23 protein-coding genes are annotated in these 24143 nt (G+C 64.4%); 11 read left to right on the top strand and 12 right to left on the bottom strand.

Features of this window, described 5'->3' with window-relative positions; all coding sequences use genetic code 11:
* Window positions 1–10: 10 nt before the first annotated feature.
* The 4 genes from sdhA to ACN0TK_RS10595 form a co-directional block, all read right to left on the bottom strand.
* Window positions 11–1819 carry a succinate dehydrogenase flavoprotein subunit gene (gene sdhA / locus ACN0TK_RS10610; protein WP_417309458.1) on the bottom strand — a complete coding sequence of 603 codons (1809 nt, stop codon included), beginning with the start codon at window positions 1817–1819 and terminating at the stop codon, window positions 11–13.
* Between the two features lie 5 nt (window positions 1820–1824).
* On the bottom strand, window positions 1825–2208 hold the full coding sequence (gene sdhD / locus ACN0TK_RS10605; RefSeq protein ID WP_417309457.1) for a succinate dehydrogenase, hydrophobic membrane anchor protein: 384 nt from the start codon (window positions 2206–2208) through the stop codon (window positions 1825–1827).
* Complete coding sequence (sdhC, locus tag ACN0TK_RS10600) at window positions 2205–2591, bottom strand: succinate dehydrogenase, cytochrome b556 subunit (RefSeq protein WP_417309456.1); 387 nt, start codon at window positions 2589–2591, stop codon at window positions 2205–2207. Before sdhC ends, sdhD begins: the two co-directional genes overlap by 4 nt.
* A gap of 141 nt (window positions 2592–2732) precedes the next feature.
* Complete coding sequence (locus ACN0TK_RS10595; protein WP_417309455.1) at window positions 2733–2969, bottom strand: hypothetical protein; 237 nt, start codon at window positions 2967–2969, stop codon at window positions 2733–2735.
* A gap of 149 nt (window positions 2970–3118) precedes the next feature.
* Here ACN0TK_RS10595 and ACN0TK_RS10590 point away from each other — a divergent pair, with 149 nt between their 5' ends.
* Both ACN0TK_RS10590 and ACN0TK_RS10585 read left to right on the top strand, forming a co-directional pair.
* The gene (locus tag ACN0TK_RS10590; protein WP_417309454.1) at window positions 3119–3694 is read left to right on the top strand and encodes an NUDIX domain-containing protein; all 576 of its coding nucleotides are present in this window, start codon (window positions 3119–3121) and stop codon (window positions 3692–3694) included.
* Window positions 3695–3827: 133 nt separating this feature from the next.
* Window positions 3828–4085 carry a YdeI/OmpD-associated family protein gene (locus ACN0TK_RS10585; RefSeq protein WP_417309453.1) on the top strand — a complete coding sequence of 86 codons (258 nt, stop codon included), beginning with the start codon at window positions 3828–3830 and terminating at the stop codon, window positions 4083–4085.
* On the opposite strand, the gene ACN0TK_RS10580 is transcribed toward ACN0TK_RS10585, so the two are convergent.
* The gene (locus tag ACN0TK_RS10580; protein ID WP_417309451.1) at window positions 4076–4285 is read right to left on the bottom strand and encodes a DUF1737 domain-containing protein; all 210 of its coding nucleotides are present in this window, start codon (window positions 4283–4285) and stop codon (window positions 4076–4078) included. The two genes, ACN0TK_RS10585 and ACN0TK_RS10580, sit on opposite strands and share 10 nt — an antisense overlap.
* A gap of 73 nt (window positions 4286–4358) precedes the next feature.
* Here ACN0TK_RS10580 and ACN0TK_RS10575 point away from each other — a divergent pair, with 73 nt between their 5' ends.
* The 6 genes from ACN0TK_RS10575 (at window position 4359) to ACN0TK_RS10550 (ending at window position 13972) form a co-directional block, all read left to right on the top strand.
* Window positions 4359–5009, top strand: coding sequence for a carbonic anhydrase (locus ACN0TK_RS10575; RefSeq protein WP_417309450.1), 651 nt, complete (start codon window positions 4359–4361; stop codon window positions 5007–5009).
* A gap of 108 nt (window positions 5010–5117) precedes the next feature.
* Complete coding sequence (locus ACN0TK_RS10570; protein ID WP_417309449.1) at window positions 5118–6575, top strand: sigma-54-dependent transcriptional regulator; 1458 nt, start codon at window positions 5118–5120, stop codon at window positions 6573–6575.
* Window positions 6576–6747: 172 nt separating this feature from the next.
* The gene (locus ACN0TK_RS10565; RefSeq protein WP_417309448.1) at window positions 6748–8421 is read left to right on the top strand and encodes a L,D-transpeptidase family protein; all 1674 of its coding nucleotides are present in this window, start codon (window positions 6748–6750) and stop codon (window positions 8419–8421) included.
* Window positions 8422–8704: 283 nt separating this feature from the next.
* Complete coding sequence (locus ACN0TK_RS10560; RefSeq protein WP_417309523.1) at window positions 8705–10348, top strand: DUF882 domain-containing protein; 1644 nt, start codon at window positions 8705–8707, stop codon at window positions 10346–10348.
* Between the two features lie 74 nt (window positions 10349–10422).
* Entirely contained in the window at window positions 10423–12336 is a 1914-nt protein-coding gene (gene dxs, locus ACN0TK_RS10555; RefSeq protein ID WP_417309447.1) for a 1-deoxy-D-xylulose-5-phosphate synthase, read from the top strand.
* Between the two features lie 139 nt (window positions 12337–12475).
* Window positions 12476–13972, top strand: coding sequence for a helicase HerA domain-containing protein (locus ACN0TK_RS10550; protein WP_417309446.1), 1497 nt, complete (start codon window positions 12476–12478; stop codon window positions 13970–13972).
* Between the two features lie 153 nt (window positions 13973–14125).
* Here ACN0TK_RS10550 and ACN0TK_RS10545 read toward each other — a convergent pair whose 3' ends face one another.
* The 6 genes from ACN0TK_RS10545 to ACN0TK_RS10520 form a co-directional block, all read right to left on the bottom strand.
* Entirely contained in the window at window positions 14126–14947 is an 822-nt protein-coding gene (locus ACN0TK_RS10545; RefSeq protein WP_417309522.1) for a carbohydrate ABC transporter permease, read from the bottom strand.
* Window positions 14944–15837 (bottom strand): carbohydrate ABC transporter permease, encoded by an 894-nt coding sequence (locus ACN0TK_RS10540; RefSeq protein WP_417309445.1) that lies wholly within the window; start codon window positions 15835–15837, stop codon window positions 14944–14946. Before ACN0TK_RS10540 ends, ACN0TK_RS10545 begins: the two co-directional genes overlap by 4 nt.
* A 70-nt stretch (window positions 15838–15907) precedes the next feature.
* Window positions 15908–17230: an ABC transporter substrate-binding protein gene (locus ACN0TK_RS10535; protein ID WP_417309444.1), complete on the bottom strand. Its 1323-nt coding sequence runs from the start codon at window positions 17228–17230 to the stop codon at window positions 15908–15910.
* Window positions 17231–17260: 30 nt separating this feature from the next.
* Window positions 17261–18820: a putative N-acetylmannosamine-6-phosphate 2-epimerase gene (locus ACN0TK_RS10530; RefSeq protein ID WP_417309443.1), complete on the bottom strand. Its 1560-nt coding sequence runs from the start codon at window positions 18818–18820 to the stop codon at window positions 17261–17263.
* A gap of 30 nt (window positions 18821–18850) precedes the next feature.
* Window positions 18851–19600, bottom strand: coding sequence for a GntR family transcriptional regulator (locus tag ACN0TK_RS10525; RefSeq protein WP_417309442.1), 750 nt, complete (start codon window positions 19598–19600; stop codon window positions 18851–18853).
* Between the two features lie 96 nt (window positions 19601–19696).
* Window positions 19697–19969 carry a DUF2312 domain-containing protein gene (locus ACN0TK_RS10520; protein WP_417309441.1) on the bottom strand — a complete coding sequence of 91 codons (273 nt, stop codon included), beginning with the start codon at window positions 19967–19969 and terminating at the stop codon, window positions 19697–19699.
* A 201-nt stretch (window positions 19970–20170) separates the two neighbouring features.
* On the opposite strand from ACN0TK_RS10520, the gene ACN0TK_RS10515 reads away from it, so the two are divergent.
* The 3 genes from ACN0TK_RS10515 (at window position 20171) to ACN0TK_RS10505 (ending at window position 23712) form a co-directional block, all read left to right on the top strand.
* The gene (locus tag ACN0TK_RS10515) at window positions 20171–20788 is read left to right on the top strand and encodes a DUF1036 domain-containing protein (protein ID WP_417309440.1); all 618 of its coding nucleotides are present in this window, start codon (window positions 20171–20173) and stop codon (window positions 20786–20788) included.
* Window positions 20789–20803: 15 nt separating this feature from the next.
* Window positions 20804–22240, top strand: coding sequence for a pyruvate kinase (gene pyk, locus ACN0TK_RS10510; protein ID WP_417309439.1), 1437 nt, complete (start codon window positions 20804–20806; stop codon window positions 22238–22240).
* Between the two features lie 86 nt (window positions 22241–22326).
* Window positions 22327–23712 carry a M20/M25/M40 family metallo-hydrolase gene (locus tag ACN0TK_RS10505; RefSeq protein ID WP_417309438.1) on the top strand — a complete coding sequence of 462 codons (1386 nt, stop codon included), beginning with the start codon at window positions 22327–22329 and terminating at the stop codon, window positions 23710–23712.
* Between the two features lie 106 nt (window positions 23713–23818).
* Here the strand turns inward: ACN0TK_RS10505 and ykgO are convergent, their stop codons facing one another.
* Window positions 23819–23944, bottom strand: a complete 126-nt coding sequence (gene ykgO, locus ACN0TK_RS10500; protein WP_417309437.1) for a type B 50S ribosomal protein L36 — start codon at window positions 23942–23944, stop codon at window positions 23819–23821.
* Window positions 23945–24143 lie beyond the last annotated feature (199 nt).

Below are 24143 nucleotides of genomic sequence, written 5' to 3'. Positions count from 1 at the left end.
GCCAGCGGCCTCAGTACACCCGCGCTTTCGGCGCGATCTTCTTGAGGTCGATGCCGCCGTCGGCTTCCTTGGTCAGCGGATCGACATGCACCGGACGATAGCCCATCGTCACCCCGCCCTTGTCGTCGATCCAGCTCAACGAGTGCTTGCGCCAGTTGACGTCGTCACGGTCCGGGTAGTCCTCATGCGCATGCGCGCCTCGGCTCTCGTGCCGGGCTTCGGCCGACACCACGGTGGTCGCGGCACAGGCCATCAGGTTTTCGAGTTCCAGCGTCTCGACGAGATCGGAATTCCAGATCATCGAGCGGTCGGTGACATGCAGGTCTTCGAGCGCACCATAGAGCTCGCTCATCCGCTTGACGCCCGACTGCAGGGTCTCCGACGTACGGAACACCGCGGCGTCTTCCTGCATGATGCGCTGCATCTTTTCGCGCACCTGCGCGGTGGGCGAGCCGCCATTGGCGTTCCGCAGCTTGTCGAAGCGCGCCAGAATGCGCTCGTCCTCGGATTTGCGGATCGGCGCCACGGCCGCATTCTTGTCGACGGTCTTCGCTGCCCTGAGCGCCGCAGCGCGGCCGAACACCACGAGATCGGTCAGCGAGTTCGAGCCCAGCCGGTTGGCGCCATGCACCGAGGCACAGGCCGCTTCGCCCGCCGCCATCAGGCCCGGCACGATGCGATCGGGATCCTCGGGCGTCGGGTTCAGCACCTCGCCATGGTAGTTCGCGGGAATACCGCCCATATTGTAGTGCACCGTCGGCAGCACCGGGATCGGCTCGCGCGTCAGGTCGACGCCGGCAAAGATCTTGGCGCTCTCGGAAATGCCCGGCAGCCGCTCGTGCAACACCTTGGGATCGAGATGATCGAGATGGAGGAAAATGTGGTCTTTGTTCTTGCCGACGCCGCGACCTTCGCGGATTTCCATCGTCATGCAGCGCGAAACCACGTCGCGTGAGGCGAGATCCTTGGCGTTAGGCGCATAGCGCTCCATGAAGCGCTCGCCTTCGGAATTGACCAGATAGCCACCCTCGCCGCGCGCACCCTCGGTGATGAGGCACCCGGCACCGTAAATGCCGGTCGGGTGGAACTGCACGAATTCCATGTCCTGCAGCGGCAGGCCGGCGCGGGCAACCATGCCATTGCCGTCACCGGTACAGGTATGGGCGGACGTGGCCGAGAAATAGGACCGGCCATAGCCGCCGGTCGCCAGCACGACGAGCTTCGAGCGGAAGCGATGCAGCGTGCCGTCATCGAGCTTCCAAGCGATCACACCCTGGCACGAGCCGTCTTCGCCCATGATCAGGTCGAGCGCGAAATACTCGATGAAGAACTGCGCCTTGTTGCGCACCGACTGGCCATAGAGCGTATGCAGCATGGCGTGGCCAGTGCGGTCGGCCGCCGCGCAGGTGCGCTGCACCGGGGGGCCGTCGCCATATTCGGTCATGTGCCCGCCGAAGGGCCGCTGGTAGATCTTGCCCTCGTCGGTGCGCGAGAACGGCACGCCGTAGTGCTCGAGCTCGTAGATGGCGGCCGGCGCCTCGCGGGCCAGATATTCCATCGCGTCATTGTCGCCCAGCCAGTCCGACCCCTTAACGGTGTCGTACATGTGCCACTGCCACGAATCCGGACCCATATTGCCCAGCGAGGCGGCGATGCCGCCCTGCGCCGCGACGGTGTGCGAACGCGTGGGGAAGACCTTGGTGATGCAGGCGGTGTTGAGCCCCTGCTCGGCCATGCCGAGCGTGGCGCGCAGCCCCGCGCCGCCGGCCCCCACGATCACCACGTCGAATTCGTGGTCTATGAGTTCGTAAGCGGCCATAGCGGTTAACCCCAGAAGACGAGCTTGACGATCGCCAGGATCGCCACGACCGCGACCAGCGCGGCAAAGATGGTATTGGCAGCACTCGCCATCGTGTGGCGCGGCCCGGCATCGACATAGTCGTCGATGATCTCATGCATGCCGATGCGCATGTGGACGGCAACGCTGATGAACAGCAGGATCAGCCCGGCGGCGACCAGCGGATTGCGCACCAGCGCGATCTTTCCGGCCGCATCGGCCCCGGCAAGGCTCAGCGTCAGCCAGATGACGAAGATCGCGAACACGATGTTCAGCGCCCCGGTGGCACGCTGCCAGATGAAGTGCTTGGTCGCTTTTTTCGGATCGCCGTAATGCGACTTCGGATTGGCGATGGTGGAGCGATCGATCATTTGAACCACACGAAGAATGCCCACAGGAGCAGGGTGAAGCCGATCGAGGCGGCCAGCTGCACGCGCACGATCATCTCGCGGCTCGCCGGGTCCATGCCGATGATGCGATCCCAGATGAAGTGGCGGATGCCGCCGAACATGTGATGCAGCAGCGCCCAGGTGAAGCCGAACAGCACCAGGAGGCCAAACCAGCTGCCAACCAGCCAGTCGACTCCGGCGAAGAAATCGCCCCCGATCGCCGCAGCGACCAGCCACAGCGCCAGCAGCGCCGTGCCGGCATAAAGCGCAACGCCCGTCGCTCGCTGCGAAATCGAGGTCCACATCGTCAGCGTCCAACGATAGATCGACAGATGCGGGGAAACGGGCCGTGAAGATGAAGCCATGTCGTCTCGCTAAGTGCCCATGCGCATTCGCAATGGGCGTTCCAGTTTGGAATTGTTCGAGACTTCTAGCCGCGCATTCCGGCGAGGTCAAAGCCGGATTGCCACCTGCGCATCAAGTTTGCGCTGCTTCGCGACGGTGAACTACTTGCTGACGCTTAGCTCCGGCGCGGCCCGCAGCGCCTCGAGCGTGAGCAGCAAGCTCATCACACGCGCGCTGCGAGAGCCTGTCGTCGCCGGCGGATTGGTCAGGGAGGGAACGGCTTGCCCATGCGAGAGCGAAAGCCGCGACGTATCCTCGGCGAGGACGTCCTTTACGAAGCCACCATGCACCAGGAGCGCGAAAAGTGCGGTCATGAGCCCGATAGCCAGTCTGTCCATCTGTCCTGTCCCTGTGCGGTCGACCCGGGATGGGTTTCCGCTGCTTGACGGCACTGCTAACAAACCTGATCTGGCGGGAGCGTGAAGCGCCCATTCAGATTGCGTTCATGAAATGCGCTCACGCCCCTAGAGGTTCCCGGAGTTCGTCTGTGTCTGAAAAACTGCGTATCCTCGGCGAGGAACTGCTGGCCGAGAACTGGGGCACTTTCAAAAAGACCACGCTCGAGATGCAGCGCCGCGACGGCAGCTGGCAGCGCGTCTCGCGCGAAACCTATGACAGCGGCAACGGCGCGGGCATCCTGCTCTACAATAAGGAACAGGGCACGGTGGTCCTCGTCCGCCAGTTCCGCTTTCCGGTTTTCACCCGTGATGATTCGGGCCAGATGATCGAAGTGGCCGCCGGCAAGCTCGATGGCGACGACCCGGCCATCTGCGCGCAGCGCGAAGCCGAAGAAGAAACCGGCTACCGCGTCGCCCCGCCGACCCTCGTTTGCACCTGCTACACCAGCCCCGGTTCGGCGACCGAGCGGCTCTGGCTCTATGTGGCGGAGTATGATGCGGCGGCGCGCGTCTCCGCTGGTGGCGGGCTGGAAGACGAGGGCGAAGACATCGAAGTGCTGGAACTGCCCTTCGGCGAGGCCATGGCCATGTTGGCACGCGGCGAAATCGCCGACGCAAAAACCATCATCCTGCTGCAGCATCTGGCGCTGAACCGGCTGCTGTGAACGGCACCGCTCAGGCGTCGCCGTCTCCGGGCCGCGCCTCAGCGGCAACATCGAGGCGGTCTATCATCGCCCGGCGACTCGCAATGTGGCGTCGTTGTACTGACTGAAGAGGATTGAGCGGGAGGACGTCGGAATGACAGATGACAGCAGCCGCCTTAAGCGCCCCCTGCAGCCCATGCCGCAGGACATTGCCGAGCGGCTTGAAGCCGATGGCCTGCGCCAGAAATTCGATAGCCGCCCCGCCTATCAGCGGAACGACTATCTTGGCTGGATCGCGCGCGCAAAGCGTGTCGAGACACGCGAAAAACGCATAGCGCAAATGCTCAGAGAGCTTGGCGAGGGCACACGCTACATGAACATGGCGTGGCGCGCTGCCGAGCGTCAGACGTAGTCGACGATCTTCTTGTCCGGATCATAGGGCTGATCCGAGACGGTCCGGACAACTGCTTGTCCGCACTGCATTTTCTTGCTCACGGCGTCATAGGCGTAAGCCGTCGTACCGTGCAGCGCCCAGCCTTCGGTCAGCGCCTTCGTCACCTTGTGACAAAAGCTGGAATCATCGTCCCCCGTGAGAAACCTGTAGACCTGCATATTCACCCCCAATGAATGAGGCACGTGCCTCGTAAGATTGTAATTATAGCCCCGTGCCGCTAATCGCTGCGGCATGAGCAGTTTTCCAGCATTTTTAGTCGAAGGCTACAAGTCGTTCATGGCGGGGCGCTATGCTTCCGAGCAGGTGCGCTATCGTGAACTGGCCGAGGTCGGACAATCACCGGACACCATGGTCATCGCCTGCTGCGACAGCCGCGCGGCCCCGGAGATGATCTTCAACGCCAAGCCGGGCGAACTCTTCGTCTTGCGCAACGTGGCAAATCTGGTGCCACCCTTTCAGCCGGATGGCGGCCAGCACGGCACGTCCGCAGCGATCGAATTCGCCGTCAACGGCCTCGGCATCCGCAACATCGTCATCATGGGCCATGGCCGCTGCGGCGGCATCCAAGCGGCGCTCGATCCCAGTGCCGGGCCGATTGCCGAGGGCGATTTCATCGGCAAGTGGATGAGCATGCTGGCGCCGGTTTCGGCCAAGGTGTCGCAATACGAACTGCTGACCGGCAATGAGCGCCAGACCATGCTGGAGCGCTTCTCGATCCGCAATTCGATCGCCAACCTGCGCACCTTTCCCTATGTGCGCGACCTCGAGGCAACCGGCGAACTCAGCGTGCACGGCGCCTGGTTCGACATTTCCTCGGGCGAGCTGTGGGTGATGGACGCCGAGGGCGATTTTTATCGTCCCGACCATGATGAACCGGCCTGACCGACGCGGTTAAGTCGCGCTTAACCACCCGCCATCATCCTGCCCCAAAACGGCACAGCGCGATTCGCCGATTCCGGGAACCGCGCCTGACTACGCATTTGGGGGCAAATGACGCGCGTTCTTGTAGTTGATGATGACGCGGTGCAGCTGAAGCTGACCGCTGAACAGGCCACCCGGGCCGGTTTCGAACCGGTCCTCGCCACCGGAGGCAGCCAGGCACTCGACCTGCTGCGCGCCGATCCGTCTCTCGCCGCCGTGGTGCTCGATCTGGTGATGCCCGACGTCGATGGCATGGCCGTGCTCGAAACCATGAAGCGCGAAGGACTGACGACCCCGGTTATCGTTCAGACCGCGCATTCCTCGCTCGAAACAGTGATGACCGCGACCCGCCATGGCGCCTTCGACTTCTTCGAAAAACCGGTCGCGCCCGAACGCCTGATGGTGTCGCTGAGCAATGCCGCCAAACTCGGCGAGCTCGAGGCTGTGCTGCGCACCGAGCGGCACCGCCAGGACAACACCATGGCACTCAAGGACATCGTCACCCGCTCGGCAGCGATGGAGCGCCCGCTGACCCTCGCCGCCAAGGCCGCCCGCAGTCCGTTGCCGGCCCTGCTCGAAGGCGAGACAGGCACCGGCAAGGAAATGCTGGCCCGCGTCATCCACGGCATGAGCGACCGCGCCGGCAAGCCCTTCCTCGTGTTACGCATCGGCGCGCTGCCCGCGACCCAGCTCGAAGCCATGCTGTTCGGCACCGCCGATCAGCCGGGGCGTCTGATCGAAGCCGGCACCGGCACACTCTATCTCGACGAGATCGGCAACCTGCCGCTCGAGCTGCAGCACCGGCTTGCTCAGGTTCTCGAAACCGGCGAGGTCACGCCGACCGGTGCCCCGCGCGCCCAGCGGGTCGCAGCGCGGATCATCGGCGCCACCAGCCGGCGCCTGCTCAACCTTGCGCGCTCAGGCGCCTTTCGCGAGGATCTCTATTACCGGCTCAACGTCCTGCCGATCTACCTGCCGCCGCTGCGCGACCGGATCGAGGATCTGCCGACACTCGCCAGCCACCTGGTTGCCCGGCTTTCTGCCGAGACCGGCCGCCGCATCACCGGCATCAGCGAACCTGCCATCGAGCTGCTTGCGGCGCACAGCTGGCCGGGCAATGTGCACGAGCTCGAAAACGTCATTTATCGCGCGGTGGCACTGAGCGAGGGCACTGCCCTCGTGCCCGAGGATTTCCCGCAACTGATGGCCTTGCAGCAGGGCCGCGACGACGTACTGCGGCGCATGCAGCGCCCGGGCACCGCTTCAGCTCCGGTTCATATCGACGATGCCAGCATAGTCGCCGTGATGCCTGCAGATCCGGCGCCTGTCGCCGACAGATTCCTCGCTGACGACGGCAACGTGCAAAAGCTCGCCGAAATCGAGCGTGAACTGATCGTTTTTGCGCTGCGACTGCATGGCTACAGGATGTCGCGGGTGGCCCGTGCGCTGGGGATCGGGCGCTCGACGCTCTATCGCAAGCTCAAGGAGTACGGACTTGACGAAAACCTGCAGAGCGACGCGGCTTGAGCCTACGGATTCCCACGTTGCAGGAAATCCACAATGGCGCCTCACAAAGTCGCGAGCAATTGTAGCCGTTAAGCTTTACGAGGTAAGCAGTTCATCTTTGCGGAGTGCGGCGGCGACTCCTCCCGATGCGCCCCGCCCTGGTCGCCAGCCATATTTGGTACGGAGTGGTTTCATGTCGCGTTTGAAGGCCCTGCTGCTGGCAGGCACTGTTGCTCTTGCCTCCGGCCATGGCGCCATCGCGCAGGAAGTGGTGAAGGTCGCCGGCATCGAAGCGACACGCGTCGTCATCGCGCCGCCGCAGACTGAACTCGCCCGCATCATCAAGGATGGGTTGTCGAGCGCCTATTCGTCGGCACAAAAGGGCACCCGTGCCTACGATCGGACGCAGCGGCTCTATTTCTTCTACGGCGCGCGCCATTTCGAGCCGCTGTGGCTGACCGAGGATGCCAATGGCAAGGTCGCCTTCTCGGACAAGGCCAACGCCATCATTCAGGTCTTCCGCGATTCCGAGCTCGAGGGTTTTCGCCCCTCCGACTATATAACACCCGACCTGAACCCGGCTGCCGTTGGCAGCGATCCGGAAAAGCTCGCCGCCCTGGAGACCGCTTTTTCCGATGCAGCGATCCGCTACGCGCAGGACGCCTATGGCGGCCGCGTCGCACCCACCCGGGTGTCGAGTTCCTGGACAATCGCGCCCAAGCGCATCAATGAAGCCGAGATGCTGGTCAAGCTCGCCCAGAGCGACGATCCGGCGAGGATCCTGAACGATCTGTCTCCGACCCATCGCGAGTTCCTGGGCCTGAAGGCAGCTCTCGCCAAGTTCTACGACGGCAATGTCGTCGATGAAGCCATCACCATTCCCGACGGCCCGCTGCTCAAGCCGGGCATGAAGGATGAGCGTGTCACCCTGCTGCGCCAGCGCCTCGACGTTCCCGAGCCAGAGATCCCGGAGACCTCCGGGGAGGACGTCGCAGTCGATATCACCTACGATGCCGAGCTGATCGCCGCCGTCGAAGCCTTCCAGACCCGTCTCGGCCTGCCCGCTGACGGTGTCGTCGGCCCGGCGACGCTGGGCGCGCTCAACGGCAGCGCCGCGACGACCAAGGAAGACATCATCGCCAACATGGAGCGTTGGCGCTGGGAGCCGGAAACCTTCGCCGACTTCAACGTCCAGGTGAACATTCCCGAGTTCCGTCTGTGGATCATGGACAAGGAAGAAATCCACTACACGACCCGGGTCGTGGTCGGCACGTCGGCGCACCAGACGCCGGTGTTCAACGACGAGATCGAGCACATCGTCGTCAATCCCTACTGGAACGTGCCGGCCTCGATCGCGCGCAACGAGATCCAGCCGCACCTGATGGCCAACCCCGGCTATCTGAACAACCAGAACATGGAAATGCTTTACGGCGGCAAGGTCGTGAACGCTTCGGCGATCGACTGGACGCAGACCAACATCAACAATTTCCGCGTGCGTCAGCGCCCCGGCCGGGGCAATGCGCTGGGCCGGATCAAGTTCCTGTTCCCCAACCAGCACAATGTCTATCTGCACGACACGCCGTCCAAGTCGCTGTTCGCGCGGACCTTCCGCGCCTATAGCCACGGCTGTGTTCGGGTGCAGAACCCGATGGAATTCGCCGGCGCCCTGCTGGATGCCGAGCCGGATCTATCGCTCGCCTCGCTCGAATCCATGTTCGGCAGTTCCGAGCGCTGGGTGAACCTGAAGACCCACATCCCCGTGCACATCTCCTACTTCACCCTGCGGGTGGACGAGGACGGCACGATCCGCTCCTACGGCGACGTCTATGGGATGAACGAGCGGTTGAAAACGCTGCTCGCCGAATAGGCAGGTCGGCGCCCCGCGCATAGACTCGACACCCCGAAACTGCCCGGCGGCGAACTGCTTCGCCTGGCTATGCTGAGCTAGTCGTTTACGACTGCTTAGGAATTTAGCCTTGGTTCGGCCTCGTTTTTTGCCTAGAAGGCGGTAGGGGATGCCGAAACAAGCAGCAACAGCTTGTTAGCGTTAATCCATTCCTATGGACTTTGCCGCTAACATCAGCGCGTTGACTGTGTAGCTACGGACTGTTCGGGGCGTGTCGGAAAAGAGCATCAAATTCTTGCGGGCTATGCCACGTCTGCTGCTTGCAGCCGTGATGTGCTGGACCATGCTGCTGCCCGCGACGGTAATCCCGGCGCAGGCGGCCGGCGACACCCGTACACTCAACCTGTACTACACGCACAACGGCACCTCAGGAAAATTCACCTTCAAGCGCAACGGCAAGTACGACCAGAAGGTACTGCGCCAGCTGAACGTGTTCCTCGCCGACTGGCGCACCAAAGAGCCGACCAAGATGGACCCCGCGCTGTTCGACCTGCTGTGGTCGGTCTATCGCGAAGTCGGCGCTACCCAGCCGATCAACATCGTTTCCTCCTATCGCTCGCCCAAGACCAACGAGATGCTGCGCTCGAAGTCCTCCGGCGTCGCCAAGAATTCCCAGCATACGCAGGGCAAGGCGATGGACTTCTTCATTCCCGGCATCAATCTCAGCCGCCTGCGCGAAGTGGCGATGAAGCATCAGGTCGGTGGCGTCGGCTACTATCCGACGTCCGGCAGCCCCTTCGTCCATCTCGACACAGCCGGCGTCCGCGCCTGGCCGCGCATGACCCGCGCGCAGCTGAAAAAGCTCTTCCCCGACGGCAAGACGCTGCATCTGCCGACCGACGGCAAGCCGTTGTCCTCCAAGGGCCGCGCCTATGCGCAGGCCGAATGGACCCGCTGTCACACCGTGCCATGCAACGGCCGGATCACCTTCGATAGCAGCCCGGGCATCATGATCGCCGAGGCCGATGGCGGCATTGCCCCCATCCCCCAGACCAAACCCAAGGATCTTTACGAGCGCGACGGCACCATCATGATGGCCTCGCTCGAAGAACCGGCCCAGCGCATGGTATCGACCGTCCAGGTCGCCGCACCCGTGCCGCTGCCGCGTCCGGACAGCTACGGTGAGACCGAGACCGCCGATGCGGATACCTCCGGCGACGAGACCGGCACAGCGACTTTCGACGCGCTCGGCGCCCCCATTCCGGCGGTGAAGTCTCCGAGGCTCAAGCTCGCCACCCGCTCGCCGCTTTCGACCGATGGCGAAACGGCCCTCGCGGCGCTGTCGGCCCTCGACGACGACATGCCCAAGCCGCGTGTGCTGATGACGCCGCGTGACGAGCTGGTCACTGCCTACGCCCCGGAAAACACCGACAGCCGCGCCGAAAAAGCGCTGCGGACAATCATCGACTCCGAACCCAGCGTCGCGACCCTGCTGCCCAAGCCGGCACCGCTCGACCCTGACGCACCGCTGGGCGACACCAACCCCGATCTCGTCGACAGCTTCGCAACCGCGTCGCTGGGAGATACCGACGCACTGCGCGGCATGTTTGAAATGACCTTCAGCGCCCTGTCCGATGATGCGGGCTCGCAGCCTATGGCCGACGCTCTCGCCAAGGTGGCGTTGAAACGCCAGCTCAACCCCAGCATCGAGCGGCGCGAGATCGCGCTCGTCGCCCCCGAACTGAACCACGTCAACGAGACGCTGGTGCAGCCGGTGCCGATGTCGACCGAATTCTGGGCCGTCATGAACGAGGCCGAGGGCTATCTGGAAAAGGGCACCGAACTCGGTCCGCTGACCGGCCGCGTCGAGTTCATTCCGGTCAACGCACCCATCGTGCGCTACGACCGCTTCGTGACCGGAACAAATCTGCTCGTCGCCTCGCGCTGAGCCCTCACGACATTGCAATAAAATGCGGCAGGCTCTAAGTTTAAACCACTTAACAGCCGCAAGGATCGGCCCTCTTGACCAAGCCGAGAACCCCACTGCTCGATCGTATCAACGACCCTGCTGACCTCAAGTCCCTCAGCCGTGAGGAGCTTACGACGCTCGCGGGGGAACTGCGCGACGAGGTGATCGACGCCGTTTCGGTGACCGGAGGGCATCTCGGCGCCGGGCTCGGCGTGGTCGAGCTGACCGTCGCGCTGCACGCCACGTTCAACACACCCGATGATCGAATCATCTGGGACGTTGGCCACCAGTGCTATCCGCACAAGGTGCTGACCGGCCGCCGCGACCGCATTCGCACCCTGCGGCAGAAGGACGGTCTGAGCGGTTTCACTCGCCGCCAGGAAAGCCCATTCGACCCATTCGGCGCTGGGCATTCCTCGACGTCGATTTCTGCCGGGCTCGGCATGGCCGTCGCCTCCGAGCTGAAGAACGAAGAGCGCTTCGTCATCTCGGTGATCGGCGATGGCGCCATGTCGGCAGGCATGGCCTATGAAGCGCTGAACAATGCCGGCGCCAGGGATGCGCGGCTGATCGTCATCCTCAACGACAACGACATGTCGATCGCGCCGCCCACCGGCGCGCTGCGCTCCTATCTCGCCAAGCTGGTCTCCGGCCCGACCTATCGTGGACTGCGCGACACCGCCAAATCGATCACCGGCAAGATGCCGCGGATTATCCACGAGACGGCGCGAAAGACGGAGGAATTCGCCCGCTCCTTCATCACCGGCGGCACGCTGTTCGAAGAGCTCGGCTTTTTCTACGTCGGCCCGATCGATGGCCATAACCTGCCGGACCTGCTCGACGTGCTCGAAAACGTCAAGGAATCCGACACCGGCCCCGTGCTGATCCACGCCGTCACCACCAAGGGCAAGGGCTACGCCCCGGCCGAGAACTCGACCGACAAATATCACGGCGTGTCGAAATTCAACGTCATCACCGGCGCCCAGGCCAAGACGCCGTCCAACGCCCCGAGCTACACCTCGATCTTCGCGCAGAGCCTGATCGCTGAAGCCAAGGACGACGAACGGGTGGTCGCGGTGACCGCGGCCATGCCGAACGGCACCGGGCTCGACAAGTTCGCCGATCTCTTCCCCACCCGCATCTTCGACGTGGGCATAGCCGAACAGCACGCGGTGACCTTCGCAGCGGGCATGGCAACTGAGGGCATGCGCCCCTTCTGCGCCATATATTCGACCTTCCTGCAGCGCGCCTATGATCAGGTGATCCACGACGTTGCGGTGCAGAACCTGCCCGTGCGTTTCGCCATCGATCGGGCTGGCTATGTCGGCGCCGACGGCCCGACCCACGCCGGCAATTACGATCTCGCCTATCTCGGCGCCATTCCCAATATCGTGGTGATGGCCGCCGGCGACGAAGCCGAACTGCGCCACATGGTGGCGACCGCCACTGCCTATGACGATGGCCCCATCGCCTTCCGCTATCCGCGCGGAGAAGGGCTCGGCGTCGACCTGCCCGAGCGCGGCAGCGTGCTGGAGATCGGCAAGGGCCGCATCATGCAGCAGGGCAAGACCGTCGCCATCCTGTCGCTCGGCAGCCGGCTGGGCGAGGTGCTCGCCGCGGGCGAAAAGCTCGCCGCCTATGGCCTCAACCCGACCATCGCCGATGCGCGGTTCTTGAAGCCGCTCGATACCGGAATGCTGGCCAAGCTGGCCGAAGAGCACGATGTGCTGATCACCGTCGAGGAAGGGGGGATCGGCGGCTTCGGCAGCCATGTCGCCACCTGGCTCGCCGCTAACGGCAAGCTCGACGGCAAGCTGCGCTTCCGCCCGCTGATGATGCCCGACACCTTCATAGAGCAGGCCGGCATGAACGACATGTACGCCGACGCCGGCCTCGACCGCGCCGGCATCGTCGCCACCGTGCTCGACACCCTCGGCATCGACGCCAGCGAGAAGGTGGTGGGGTAACCCGCCACCTCGGCCAACGCCTCAGCGCGATCAACCCTGCGATGAAGAACCCGGCAAAAACAACCAATTGCTGCGGGTTGTCCGGTCACTGCTGTGAATCCGCCACTTGCCATGGCAGCGAATCTGGTACCCAGAACCCATGCAGATAGCCATCGACATGGGCATGGGCGACGGCGGGCGCACAACGCCGCTCGACCTTGAAGAATTGCTGGCGACGCGGCTGCTCGTGCAGGGCAATTCCGGTTCGGGAAAGTCGCACCTGCTGCGGCGCCTGCTCGAGCAATCCGCCGCGCATGTGCAGCAGATCATCATCGATCCCGAGGGCGATTTCGTCACCCTGTCGGACCGGTTCGGCCATGTCGTCGTCGACGCCGAACGCACCGAAGGCGAACTGATCGCCATCGCCACCCGCATCCGCCAGCACCGCGTCTCGGCGGTCCTTAATCTCGAAGGGCTCGACGCCGAGCAGCAGATGCTTGCGGCCGCAACCTTTCTCAACGGGCTGTTCGATGCCGATCGCGACCATTGGTATCCGGTGCTCGTTGTGGTCGACGAAGCGCAGCTGTTCGCCCCCGCCGGTGGCGGCGAGGTGTCGGAGACCGCCCGGCGTGCCTCGCTGGGCGCCATGACCAATCTGATGTGCCGCGGCCGCAAGCGCGGCCTTGCCGGCGTCATCGCCACGCAGCGCCTTGCGAAACTAGCTAAAAACGTCGCCGCGGAAGCGTCGAACTTCCTGATGGGCCGCACCTTCCTCGATATCGACATGGCCCGCGCCGCCGATCTGCTCGGCATGGAACGCCGCCAGGCGGAAATGTTCCGCGATCTGCAGCGCGGCCGCTTCATCGCGCTCGGCCCGGCACTGAGCCGCCGGCCGATCCCGGTGACCATCGGCGCCGTCGAAACCTCGGCGCGCTCGACCAGTCCCAAGCTGATGCCGCTTCCCGAGGTCGGAGAAGATACCCACGACCTGGTCTTCTCCTTCACGCCCGAGGAGATCAAGACCCCGCCACGCCCCATGGCGCGCCCCCAGCCGGTGCCCGCTGCCGACCTCATGGCGCAACTTGCCAGGCCCCAGCCCGACCTGTCGCCCGCCCCGCGTGAACGCGTGCCCGATACCACGACGCCTGAAGAGCGCACTGCAATGACCAATCAGGTGCTGGCCGAAGTGCTCGGCGATCCGAACGCCGGCTTCAAGTCGACCGCGGTGCTATACCAGGATTTTCTCGTCCGCTGCCGCATCCGCCGGCTGCGCGGCGAGCAGATGAGCCTGCCCGAGTTTCGGCGCCACATTGCCGTCGCCAAGGCCGGCGTCGATGGCGAACTGGCCGAGACCGAGGGCTGGAAGGCGGCGCTCGAGCTGTCGCTGAGCCTCACCGATGACCTGCAGGGCGTCTTCCTGATGCTCGCGCGCGCGGCTGTCGCCAACGAGCCCTGCCCCTCCGACGCCGCCATCGCGCGGGTCTATGGCACGCATTCGCTGGGCCGCGCCCGCCGGCTGATTACCTATTTCGAGGAACGCGACCTGATCGTCAGCCGCATGGAAGGCAAGACCGGCCGCATCCTCGCCTTCCCCGATCTCGGCAGCGAAACCGCCCCCGGCGATCCCGATGCACCGGAAGCCGTGGCCGCCGAGTAGGCACCGGACCAGCCCCACACTCGGTGTCCCCCCGGCGCAGGCCGGGCCCCATCCCGCGATCGTTCAGCATGCGCAGATGGTTGCTCCATCTCAGGTTGGATCCCGGGTCGAGCCCGGGATGACACCGAGTGCTGGGCACTTCCCGACTGAACCTCAGCCCTTCACCGCACCCGCCGTCATCGACCCCGAGATCTGCTTGTACATGACGAGCCCGAGCAGCATCGGCGGCAGCGCGCCCACGATCATCACCGCCGAGGCCAGCCCCCATTGTACGCCGCCGCCGGAGGCCGCGAAAAAGAACGAGGCGCCGACCGTCATCGGTACCGCTTTCGATGTCGTCAGCATCAGGCCGAACAGGAACTCGTTCCACGCGGTGATAAAACCGAAGATGAAGGCCGTGATGATCGCCGGCCGGCAGACCGGCACGATGACCCGCACGATGAGCTGCCAGGTGCTGGCGCCGTCGATCCGCGCCGCCTCGTCGAGCTCCATCGGCACATCGGATATGCCGTTGACCATCAGCACCAGCGTCAGCGGCAGGTTGACGATGGTGAGGATCAGCCCCAGCCCGATCTGCGTGTCGAGCAGTCCGACCCACTGGAACATCATGTAGATCGGGATGGCGAAAATGATCAGCGGCACGGCCCTGAGATTGACCACCGCCGGCAGCAGATAGCGCCGCCCCAGCCCGCCGCGCGAAATCGCAAAAGCCGCGGGAATGGCCAGCACCAGCGCCAGCGCCGAACCGATCAGCGCCACCACGAGCGAATTGCCGAGATAGGCGAAGATGTTCAGCCGGTCGGTGACCTGCAGCACCTTGGCGAAGTTGTCGATCACCGGCTGGGCGATGGTCAGCCCGGGGTTGAGCGACAGTTCCCTGGGGCTCTTGAACGCGGTGACCAGCGTGACGATGACCGGCGCATTGAGCGCCACGATGGCGACGAGATAGACGATCCAGCGCACGATCCGCATCAGTTTGCCTCCCGCGTCGAAAACCGGCGTCCGGCCCAGTCGAGCGCAAACAGCACCGCGAAGGACACGACGAACAGCAGCACCGAGGCGGCGACTGCCTTGCCGATGGCGCCCTGCTTGAAAAACGCCTCGTAGATATAGATCGGCAGCGAGGCGGTGACGCCGCCCGGCCCGGCCCCGACCAGCGTGTAGACATTGTCGAACACCCGGAAGCCGTCGATGAAGCGGATGAAAAAGGCGACGACCAGTGTCGGCCCCATCAGCGGCAGATCGATATAGCGCAGGATATCCCAGCCGCCCGCGCCATCGAGGCCCGCCGCCTGCCGCACCTCTTCGGGCACGGCCTCATAGGCGACATAGAGCAGGAGGAAGGCGAACGGCGTCCATTGCAGCGTCTCGACCACCGAAACGGTCCAGAACGCGCTGTCGGCATCGAGAAAGGCCGGCGTGTCGCCGAACCACATATAGAGATAATAGGGCAGCGGCCCGGCAAATTCGTGCAGCACCAGCCGGTACATCAGGCCGACCATGGCGGGTGCCACCATCAGCGGCAGCATCAGCGGTGCCAGCAGCCAGGAGTGCTTTTCGAGCAAAGGCGCCAGCAGGATGACGAGGAACAGCGCGATGCCGCATTCGGCCAGCGCCGTCAGGATGCCGAAGCGCAGCGAAAACCCGGCCGCCCGCCAGAATGCATCGTCGCCCAGCACCTCAAGATAATTGCCGAACCCGGCAATCTGCGGGCTACGCAGGGTCTGAAACGTCACCTGCGACACCGAATAGACGAGGTCGACCAGCACCGGAAAGCCGAGGAACAGCAGCAGGAAAACGACCAGCGGCGTCAGCAGCACGCGCCATTCGAACGGGGTTCCGGCAGTGGATCGGTTAGCGCTCACATCGGCTCCGGGCGTTGAAGGACAAGAAAAAAGGGCGGACAGCGAACCGTCCGCCCCCGACGTCAGTGGCTTATTTCAGCAGCTCTTCCATGCCCGCCGCCGTGTTGGCGAGCGTCGTGTCGAGGTCCTGCTGACCCGACCAGTAGCCGGTGAACTCCTTGGCCTGCAGCTCATAAACCGGCAGGGCGTTGGCCGATGTGGCGCCGTTCATCACATAGCCATATCCGGCGAACTCACCGAGCGTGACCAGATCCGGCCGCTCCTCGGCAACCTTGGCGACGACATCGGGCGTCAGCGCCGGCGAGCCACCGTTGCGGGCATAGAGCAGCGCCGCATCTTCGGTAGCGAGCCAGCGCAGGAACTTGATCGCGCCGTCCTTGTTCGCGGCATTCTTGTTGAGCCCCAGCCCGAGGCCGTGGATATGGTCGAACCGGCCTTCCGGCCCGCTGGGCGGCGCGACGATGCCGACCGAGTCGGCGACGGCCGGTGCCGTTTCCGGATTGGTCAGTTCACCTGCCGCCGCGTTCCACTGCAGCGCCGTCGCGACCTGACCGGCAATGAACGCCGCATTGGTCTCGGCATATTCATAGCTCAGCGAATCCTTGGGCGAAGCGCCGGCGTCGTAGAGCGTCTTGTAGAGTTCGAGACCGGTGCGATAGGCGTCGGAATCGACGGTGATATTGCCATCGGCATCCATCCAGTCGGCGCCATAGGCGCGCGGCAGCGACTGGAACACCATCATGTTGAACAGCAGGTTCTTCAACTGCAGCACGGTGCCGTAGCGCACCGGGCTGTCCGGGTTCTGCGACTTGGAGAAATAGAGCGCCGTCGCGGCCCAGTCGTCCCAGGTCCACTCTTCCGGTGCCTTGGGCTCCATTGCCGTGCCCAGCACCTTTTCGCTGATCTCGGCATATTTCGCCTTGGCCGCATCATCGGCCATCAGCGCGTCCATCAGGTCCTTGCGATAATACATGAAGTGCAGCGACAGGTCGGTCGGCACGCCATACTGCTCGCCTTCGTACTGCATTGTGGTCAGCACGGCATCGCCATAGGTGCTGACGGCATCGGGGCCGAGATCCACCGGCTCCATATAGGGCGCGAACTTGCCGATCGAATAGGTGGCGATCAGGTTGATGTCGAACGCGTCGCTGCCGGCGGCCATATCGGCCTGCAGCTTGTCGTAGAAGCCGTCGCGATTGAAAAAGATCAGGTCGACCTTGTCGTCTTCGGCTGTGCTTTCGAGCCCGTTATAGGCCTCGGCCGCAGCCCTGAGCGCGGTCTCTTCCGAGCCGCCCGGCCAGCCAAGGACGGTAACGGCCGCCTGGCTGACGGTGGTGGACATCAGACCTGCGGCGAGCGCCGCAAGCACGGTGAGCTTGGTATTGCTATGCATGAACATTCATCCCTTCCACAAATGTCGGTTTCATTGCGAAGTCGCGAGATCGGCAACGCCGATCGCGCCGGCATGACGGCCACAGCGGGCCGCCACGATTTCGGGTTTGAGACGCGGCCCCAGATCGGGCAGCTGCGCGCGGATCCGCGCCAGATAGCCCTCGGCCATGCCGATGCCGCCGCCGATGACGATGCGGCGCGGATCGAGCGTCAGCTGGATATCCTGGCAAAGCAGTGCGACGCGTGCGGCCGAGCGGGAGAGAATCTCGTCCGCCCACGGCGCGCCCTCCGCGGCGCGCGCGAAAACATGCGCCGCATCGCCCGGCGCCCCGGCCAGTTCGGCCTGACGCGCCATCCAGCGGCCGGAGACTTCGTCCTCTATCGGGTAGGCCGGGTCGGTCGATGGGGCGCGCAGGATGCCGTAGTGCCCGGCGAGCCCGCCCAGCAGCTTGCCATTGACCACGATGCCGCCGCCGATGCCGGTGGAAATGGTCAGAAACACCATGTCCTCGCCGGCCCCGGCGCCGAAGCGATATTCGCCCCAGGCCGCCGACTGCGCATCGTTCTGCGCCAGCGCGGGCACGCCGAAAATCTCGCTCATCCGGTCGGCCAGCCGGTAGTTGTCGGGCAACGGCAATGTCACCCGGTTGAGCGCCATCCAGATGCCGTCATGGATCATTCCAGTAACGGCAGCGCCCACCCGCTGGTAGCGGCCGCGCCATGCGGCGGTCGCCTCGGCGATCGTTGCCAGCCAGGCGTCCGGCCCGGCCTGCGGGTCGGTGGCGCGCTGCACTTCGTCGAGCACCTCGCCGCCCTTCACCAGCGCCGCGAGGATTTTGCTGCCGCCGATATCGATGGCGAGCGTCGTTGCCTCCCCGGTCATTTCCGCCTTGGCCTTGGTGACGGCGGCCTTGAACCACTCCGTCACGTGCTCGGTACGGGTGATGGCCGAGCCGACGACGACCATATGTGCGCCGCGCCGCACCGCTTCGGCCGCATGCTCGGTCGTCTTGATCCGGCCCTCGGCGATCACATAGGGCGTCAGCTCCCGCATCCGGGAAATCAGCGCGAGATCGGGCGCATCGGGGATCGGCCCGCCGACATAGCCCGAGAGCGTCGTCCCGACGCAATCGGCGCCGGCTGCCAACGCCCGCTCGGCGTCTTCAAAGCTGGAACAATCAGCCATCGCCAGCTTGCCGCGGGCGTGGATGGCGGCAATCAGCTCGGCCACCGGCACCGGGCGCACCCGGTCGGTCGCGTCGAACCCGACGATATCGGCACCCGCATCGCACAGGTCGGCGACGTCGCTGAGAAACGGCGTGATCCGCACCTCGCTGTTATCGAGGTCACGTTTGACGATGCCGACGATCGGCAGTTCGGTGACAGGCCGCACGGCGCGCAGATAGGGCGCGGACTCGATCCGCAGCGCCTGCGCCCCGCCCAGTTCGGCAGCCCGTGCGAAGCCGACGACGACATCGGCCGTATCCATCGGGCCACCCGTTACCGGTTGGCACGAAACCAGCAGACCCTGTTTGAGCGTATCCAGTAGCAATCGTATTCCCCGTGTTCCGGAATACGATATCGGCGCCATACCAGAATGCAACCAGTTAAATAACTGGTATTATCGATTCAGCTCGATCACGAAGTCATAGGCGTCGCCGCTATAGCGGGTCTCGCTGAGTTCGACGATCTGCCCGTCGGGCAGGAAGCAGCGCCGGTCGACCACCAGCAGCGGCGCCCCGACGTCGCAGCGCAGCAATTCGGCATCATTGGCCGTTGCCGGGCGCGAGCGCATGCGCTGCAACGCGCGTTCGGGCAGGCAGTCGCGCGCCGTCAGCACCTCGTAAAGCGAGTCCGCCACGAGGTCGGGGCTGGGCAGGAAGCGCGCCGGCACCGTCGAGGTTTCGACCGCGATCGGCACCCCGTCGCCGGTCCGGATGCGCTTGAGGCGTATCACGTTTTCGGTCGCGGGAATGCCCAGCGCCATCATCTCGGCGGGCGATGGCCGCGTCAGTTCGCGCGACAGCCAGACCGCGCCGGGCTCGACCCCGCGCGACACCATATCCTCGGAAAAACTGGTGAGGTTGGAGAGCGATTTCTCGACCGGCGAGCTGACCTCGGTCCGCGCCCCCTGCCGCCGGCGCAACAACCCGTCGGCGACCATGTCTTCGATCGTTCGCCGCACGGTGACGCGCGACAGCCCCAGCCCTTCGGCCAGCAGCCGCTCGCCGGGCAGCAGCGCGCCGCGCTTCAGCACATGCTCGGCAATCGCGGCTTCCAGCGCGAGGCGGAGCCGCCGGTTCAGCGGTAGTGTCGCGTCACCCGCGGCAAACCGGGCCTTCAGATCGGCCACCAGATCAACGAAATCCATCAGCTCCCCCGTCTGCGGCGGACCATGACATTTTTCTGACTGGATTTGAACTGGTCCTATGGAAAAGCCGGAAATTGCCGCTTCCGGCAGCCCGGATCAGGCGCTTTCCGGCGGAGCCGCAGCCATGCCCAGCGCGGACATATAGAGCTCGAGCAGCGCTTCCTGCTCCATGCGCTCGTTCTGGTCCTGCTTACGGATCCTGACGATCTGGCGCAGCACCTTGGTGTCGAAACCATTGCCCTTGGCTTCGGCATACACTTCCTTGATGTCGTCGGCGATGGTCTGCTTTTCTTCCTCGAGCCGTTCGATACGCTCGATGAAGGCGCGCAGCTGATCCTGGGCGACGCTATCGGAGTTTACGGTGGACATGACGATACCTTCTTGATGATTCCGCCCGTTGAACCGGTTTGGCGCTTCCGGTTCAAGACCCTTCGGCTCCAATCCACATCTGCGCTCGCCGCGCCCGCATTTCGGTCAAACCCACCGTTTACCGGTTGACAGCCAGCGGGGCTGGTGCGCACAACTCCACCGCGCTGCAAACGTTTTCACGCACGATAGCCGGACGGTTCCTTGCGCTACATTCTGGCCATTTCGGGCTTGCTGGTCGCCATCATTATCGCAGTCTCCGTCTGGATGCTGCTGCCCCGCGCCGAACCCGGCAGCGAGACCGCGACCGTCGTCGAACAGCCCGCCCCCGAAACGATACCCGTATCCGATCCTGCACCGGCACCCGAGCTTGGCGCCGATGACAATGGCGAAGGCAGCCTGCGCGTCTGCAACGAGACGGCCAACGCCGTTTCGGTGGCGCTCGGCTACAAGGCGCCGCGCGGCTGGCAGTCGGAAGGCTGGTGGGTCGCTGGCCCGAGGGAGTGCCAGACCGTCTATAACGGACGGCTCGATGCACGCTATTATTACATCTTCGCCGCCGACGATATCGGCGGTGGCGTCTGGGACGGCACGAACTTCATGTGCACGCGCGACGAGACCTTCACCATCTTCGGGGTTGAGGATTGCCTTGCACGCGGCTACGAACGCACCGGGTTCTTCGAAGTCGACACCCAGAACAAAAGCAACTGGACCTTGCAGCTGATTGACGGCGATGTCGTCAGCGGTGGGTCCGACGGGGTGGATACAGGGCCGCTGGAAGGCGATCTCCCCTCGGACGGCATGAACATTTCCATCGATTAAAGGGTGCTCAATCGAATGAAACGCATGAGACGCGTGAAGATCGTCGCCACTCTGGGTCCCGCCTCCCACGACGAGGCGATGATTGAAAAGTTGGCGCGGGCCGGTGCGGACGTGTTCCGTATCAACATGAGCCACGCGAGCCACGAGCTGCTGATGCAGACGGTCGGCTATATTCGCAGCGTTGAAAAGCGCACCGGCCATCCGCTCGGCGTGCTCGTCGATCTGCAGGGCCCCAAGCTGCGCGTCGGTCGCTTCGCCGACGGTGCCGTCGAACTGGTGCAGGGCGAGAGCTTCACCCTCGACAGCAAGGACGAGCCGGGCACCGCCAGCCGCGTCTACCTGCCGCATCCGGAAATCCTCGATTCCGTGTCCGTGGGCGACCGCCTGCTGCTCGACGATGGCAAGCTGCAGCTCAAGGCCACCAAGATCGGCAATGGCGCGGTCGAGACCGAAGTCATCTACGGCGGCAAGCTTTCTGATCGCAAGGGCGTCAGCCTGCCCGATACGCTGCTGCCCATGGGCGCCCTGACCGAGAAGGATCACGCCGATCTGCTCAAGGGCCTCGAAGCCGAAGCGGACTGGATCGCCGTCAGCTTCGTGCAGCGCCCCGAGGACATCATCGACATCCGCAAGGTCGTCCAGGGCCGCGCCGGGGTGATGGCCAAGATCGAAAAGCCTCAGGCCGTCGAACGGCTCGAGGAAATCATCAAGCTGTGCGACGCCTTCATGGTGGCGCGTGGCGATCTCGGCGTCGAAATGCCGATCGAACAGGTACCGGGCCTGCAAAAGCGTATGCTGCGTATCGCCCGCCGCTACGGCAAGCCTGTGGTCGTCGCCACCCAGATGCTGGAATCGATGATCACCTCGCCGGTGCCGACCCGCGCCGAAGTGTCTGACGTCTCGATCGCCGTGTTCGAAGGTGCCGACGCCGTCATGCTGTCGGCCGAGAGCGCCTCGGGCCAATACCCGGTCGAGGCCGTCTCCATGATGGACAAGGTTGCCGTCTCGGTCGAAAACGACATCAACTATCGCGACATCATCCGCGCCCAGGCTGCCGAGCCCGAAGCCACCGCCGCCGACGCGATTTCCGCGGCAACCCGGCAGGTGGCCGAGACGCTCGATCTGGCCGCCATCGTCACCTACACCTCGTCGGGCTCGACGGCGATCCGCGCGGCGCGCGAGCGCCCCTCCAAGCCGATCCTGGCGCTCTCGCCAAATCATCGCACCGTGCGCCGCCTGTCGGTCGTGTGGGGCGTGCATTGCGTCGAAAGCCCGGATGCGGTGAACCTCGAAGACATGGTCGATCGGGCCTGCGTGCTCGCCTATCAGGAGGGCCTTGCCCGCCCCGGTGACCGCATTGCGATCACCGCCGGCGTGCCGCTCGGCACACCGGGCGCCACCAATATGCTGCGCATCGCCTTTGTCCGTCAGGATGGCGCCGGCTCGTCGTGAGCCGCCGCCACCTCTAGTTCAGCTATACGCGGCTCGTCTGCGGGTGGTCCGCGTATCCCTTCTCCAGGATCACCCAGGACCGCCCCATGACCTCAGCGCTCGACGCCGCCCTCGCCCAGGCCGATCAGAATCTCGATGGCAGCATCGCGCGCCTGAAGACCCTGATCGCCATCAAGTCGATCTCGACCGACCCGGCCTTCGACAGCGAGACCCGCAAGGCCGCCGAATGGCTGGTCGCAGAACTCAACGGCCTCGGCTTTGAGGCCGGCTTGCGCGACACGCCCGGCCATCCCATGGTCGTCGCGCATGGCGGCACCGAGACCGGCACACACGCGCTCTACTATGCTCATTACGACGTGCAGCCGGTCGATCCGCTGAAGCTGTGGCACACCGACCCTTTCGACATGACGCTGCTCGACGCACCCGACGGTCCCCGGCTGGTCGGCCGCGGCACCTCGGACGACAAGGGCCAGCTGCTGACCTTCGTCGAAGCCTGCCGCGCCTGGAAGGCGGCCAATGGGGAGCTGCCGATCAAGCTGACAATCTTCTTCGAGGGCGAAGAGGAATCAGGCTCGAAAAGCCTGCCGGCGTTCCTTGAAGCCAACAAGGCCGAGCTCGGCGCCGCCGACATCGCGCTCGTGTGCGATACCGACATGTGGGACCGCGACACCCCGTCGATCGTCACCACGCTGCGCGGCATGGTCGCCGACGAAGTGACCATCACCTGCGCCAGCCATGACCTGCACTCGGGCATGTACGGCAATGCCGCCCGCAACCCTATCCAGGTGCTGGCAGAGATCATCGCCAGCCTACGCAACCCCGATGGTAGCGTCGCCATCGAGGGGTTCTACGACGACGTCGCCGAACTGCCGGCAGAGATCAAGCAGCAGTGGGACGATCTCAACTATGACGAGGCTGGTTTCCTCGGCGCCGCCGGCCTGACCCAGGCCGCAGGCGAAGCAGGCCGCTCCGTGCTCGAACAGACCCGCGCCCGCCCCACCTGCGAGATCAACGGCATCACTGGCGGCTATACCGGCGACGGCTTCAAGACCGTCATCCCGGCCCAGGCCAGCGCCAAAATTTCCTTCCGCCTCGTTTCCGACATGCAGCCCGACAAGATCCGCGCCGCCTTCCGCGCCCATGTCGAAGCCCGCCTGCCCCCGGACGCGACCGTCACCTTCGCACCGCATGGCGGCAGCCCGGCGGTGAGCGTGCCAACCGATGGCGAACTGCTACGCAAGGCGGCAGTGGCGCTGAAGGACGAATGGGGGAACGAGGCGGCACTGATCGGGTCCGGCGGCTCGATCCCCGTCGCCGGCGATTTCAAGAAAACGCTGGGCCTCGACACCCTGCTCATCGGCTTTGCCCGCGATGACGACCGCATCCACTCGCCCAACGAGAAATACGACGTGCGCAGCTACCACAAGGGCATCCGCTCCTGGCTGCGCATCATCGCCGCCTTCGCCGAGTAAACGAAAAGGGCCCGCGCAAGCGGGCCCTTTCCCTGTCCACTGTCAGGCAAAACAAAAGGGCCCGCGCAGCGGGCCCTTTGTATTCAGAACATGATCTGAAAGCGGCTTAGCCCTGGCGGGCCTTGAAGCGCTTGTCGACCTTGTTGATGATGTAGACACGACCACGACGGCGCACCAGCTTATTTGCACGGTGCCGGCCCATCAAAGCCTTGAGCGAATTGGTGACTTTCATGCGGAAACCTCTGGGCGAAATAAAAAAGGCGCGCCGGCGCCCCTCGATTGAGGCTGTGAGATAAGGACAAAACCGGCCGGTGTCAACGGCGAGACACGCCTCACACGGCCATTTCCGCGATCTGGACAGCAATTGTCGGCCCCAATGAAATTAACCGCCTCGCAAGTCCCTGCCGGTAGGTTGTTTGACCTTACCGCAA

Source organism: Devosia sp., assembly GCF_048261455.1.
Lineage (GTDB): Bacteria > Pseudomonadota > Alphaproteobacteria > Rhizobiales > Devosiaceae > Devosia_A.
Note: the sequence above shows the minus strand (reverse complement) of the source record. Positions and strands in the feature narration are given on the sequence as shown.